The organism is Flavimaricola marinus (assembly GCF_900184895.1).
GTDB classification, from domain to species: domain Bacteria; phylum Pseudomonadota; class Alphaproteobacteria; order Rhodobacterales; family Rhodobacteraceae; genus Flavimaricola; species Flavimaricola marinus.
Genome location: NZ_FXZK01000040.1, coordinates 1 through 2,678 on the forward strand (window position 1 = coordinate 1; position 2,678 = coordinate 2,678).

At 54.4% G+C, this 2,678-nt stretch carries 3 protein-coding genes and 1 pseudogene; 3 read left to right on the plus strand and 1 reads right to left on the minus strand.

Annotated elements, in window-relative coordinates; translation table 11 throughout:
* The 3 genes and pseudogenes from LOM8899_RS22895 to LOM8899_RS24005 form a co-directional block, all read left to right on the plus strand.
* Positions 1 to 177 (plus strand): annotated as a pseudogene (locus LOM8899_RS22895) (transposase); the annotation flags it as partial.
* Between the two features lie 111 nt (positions 178 to 288).
* Entirely contained in the window at positions 289 to 528 is a 240-nt protein-coding gene (locus LOM8899_RS23650; protein ID WP_211096267.1) for a transposase, read from the plus strand.
* A gap of 556 nt (positions 529 to 1,084) precedes the next feature.
* Positions 1,085 to 1,309 carry an integrase core domain-containing protein gene (locus LOM8899_RS24005; RefSeq protein WP_211096268.1) on the plus strand — a complete coding sequence of 75 codons (225 nt, stop codon included), beginning with the start codon at positions 1,085 to 1,087 and terminating at the stop codon, positions 1,307 to 1,309.
* Between the two features lie 244 nt (positions 1,310 to 1,553).
* On the opposite strand, the gene LOM8899_RS22905 is transcribed toward LOM8899_RS24005, so the two are convergent.
* Positions 1,554 to 2,222, minus strand: coding sequence for a VPLPA-CTERM sorting domain-containing protein (locus LOM8899_RS22905; protein ID WP_093994517.1), 669 nt, complete (start codon positions 2,220 to 2,222; stop codon positions 1,554 to 1,556).
* Positions 2,223 to 2,678 lie beyond the last annotated feature (456 nt).

Consider the following 2,678-nt stretch of genomic DNA (forward strand, 5'->3'; position numbering starts at 1 on the left):
AGTCACGCGGCAAAGCTGTTCGCTACGACAAAACGGCGCTATCGCCACCGCAACCGCATCGAGATCATGTTCGGTCGCCTAAAAGACTGGCGCAGAGTCGCAACCTGCTATGACAGATGCGCCAAGATCTTCCTGTCCGCCGTCGCACTCGCGGCAACCATCATGTTCTGGCTTTGAAGATCAATGAGTCTGGGGCTTAGGGAGCTGTCCAGATTTTACCCGTGACCTGAGCCCCGTTTTATCCTCCAATTTGAGGTAGTGTCGGTCCCGAACGAGGAGACAGGTGGAATGAAGCGATCACGGTTCAGCAAGGAGCGGATCAACGCAATCCTGAAGCGGCAGGAGAGCTTTGCGGCGACGGCAAATGCCTGCCGGGAGCATTGGGGATCCAACTCGGCGACGTTCTACAAATGGAAGGCGAAGTTTCGCGGCTTGGAGGAGTCTGATGCACGCAATCTGAAGAAGCTGTTGGCCGAAGCGCTGATTGCTAACCCGATGTTGAGGGATGTCGTCTCGCGAAAGTGGTAACACCCGCTGTTAGGCGTAAGGCGGTGGAACATCTGTGCGAGACGCATGAGGTAAGCCATCGGCGGCGTGATCAATTCTGAGCGTATACCGGCCCAGCGTTCGGTGTCAATGCGTGCGCCCGGACGGTGGCGAACTGCGGCAGGCAATGAAGCAGGTGGCCGCGGAGCGCCGACAGTTCGGCTATCGACGGGTGAACTAGAAGAAGCTGAGGCGAATCTACTGCGAGGAGAAGCTGCAGATAATAAGCGCGGCTGTCGGAAGCGGTCTCTGGGCAGGCGCAGATAGATGCCGATGCCGGAGCGACCGAATGAACGCTGGCGCCGGGATCTCGTCTCGGACGCCTTCACCGACGGACGAATGTTCCGGGGGTTTGCCATCGTGGATGACTTCAGCCGCGAATGCCTGGCGTTTGTCGCAGACGTCGCTCTCGGAGTTCGCGTCATTCGGGATCTGACGAAGGCCATGGCCCGAGGCGGCAGGCCCCAGAACGATTGTCAGCGACAATGGGACGGAAAGAACCTGCATGGCCGCGCTCAGATGATGCCATGCGACCCGGATGGTCTGGCACTACATCGCGCTCGGTAAGCCCACGCGAAACACATTCGTAGAGTCGTTAAATGGCAACTTCCGAGACGGGCTCTTCCACGAGTTCCTGTTCTCGTCGCTGGCCGAGGTCCGGGAAAAAGTCATCGACTGGAAGGAGTACTACAACCGCAACCGACCCGACACTCGGCCATCTCACGCCGCAAGAACATTGACCGAAATTGAGACTGGAAACTAGAGCCGCATAGGCGCAAAAAAAACGGATTGACCCAATCGCTCGGGGGAAGTCGGGTCTAAGGTTATCCCCCAAATACAGAGGTCCGACGCGCCGAAACTTGCGCACCAATTGAACCCGATGTTCGAGATCAATGGCCAGGCCCTTGTGCTTCTAGCACAATTTCTCGGGGCGATACGGGAGGTTGATTAGGGTGAAAAGATCGGAAAACTGAGAGAGGAACAAGACAACCTGAGAATACCCTCATTCAAGATGGAGCAATCGATGGAATCAGTCTACGCTTTCGTATTGCGCCAAGGCCACTGAGCCCCAGCAGCAGCAACAAGGCCGAAGCCGGCAAGGGTACTACCGAAATTCTCACGTTATCGATCAACGCGCCGCAGTTGGGGCAGTCGATGTAAGACGAACTGTCAAACGCATTAAAGGACAGTGTATAGTACCCACCATCAGCAACCAAAAACGTGCTTGTAACCTCTGTCCATTCACCCCATTGGAAGTCAGGATTTGGCGCACCTATCACGTAGCCACTTAGCAAACCATCAATTGAGAAACTCATGTCATTGGTAGTTGTCTGTTGTTCATCTATGCGCGGACTGTAGAAAAAGCTCAAGCTATATGCTCCGGCTTCTAGAAAAATATCTTGACTGATACCTGCTTGTTGATTGGTTTCCAGTTCAACATAGCTCACACCGTCCTGAGCATCGATCCCGCTAAGAGTAGCATTAGACTGGACTTCCACATTCGGCTGGCCCGTCCAGCTTGGAATTGAGGAAAAATGGTTCCAACCACTGCTATTGAGAGACTGCCCCCCCAAATCCTCAAAGCTACCGTTCACAACAACTGTTGAAGCGCTCGATGCTGTTGCCGCCAGAAACGCCAGAGTACTCATTACAAAAAGCTGCTTAAGATTGATCATCCGAACCCCTCGTCACCCAAATCCGCGTCCCCGCAAAAGGACAGCCTGTCCCTTCGCCGTCCTCAAACGTTAACATACGGTTAAATGTCTCGCCGTGCGTTGTCTAGGACCTAAAACGTTTGATGGTAATATAAGGTCCGATGGGCTTCCACCTTGAGCCTCCCCATATGAAGTGGTCCGCCCCTATGTTTAGGAAACTGAGAACCATCAATGGCAAACAAGCGCCCCAAGCTCGAAGAGATTGTTACGAATTTAAGACAAGTTGAGGTTCTGACAGGACAAGGCATGCCGCGTCTCGATGCGATCAGACAGATCGGCGTGACTGAACATGGCGTGCCCCCATCGGGTGGTCCGGTTTGATTGTTAGTGCATCGTGGGCCTCTGGTCCATTGTGACGATGCTTTCTGGCGCGGGTGGGCGATAGCCTAGTGCGCTGTGCGGCCTGACGGTGTTGTA

Bases quoted from the DNA above. Each gene is read 5' to 3' on its own strand.
- LOM8899_RS23650 (WP_211096267.1), top strand. From the start codon at position 289: ATGAAGCGATCACGGTTCAGCAAGGAGCGGATCAACGCAATCCTGAAG.
- LOM8899_RS24005 (WP_211096268.1), top strand. From the start codon at position 1,085: ATGGTCTGGCACTACATCGCGCTCGGTAAGCCCACGCGAAACACATTC.
- LOM8899_RS22905 (WP_093994517.1), bottom strand. From the start codon at position 2,222: ATGATCAATCTTAAGCAGCTTTTTGTAATGAGTACTCTGGCGTTTCTG.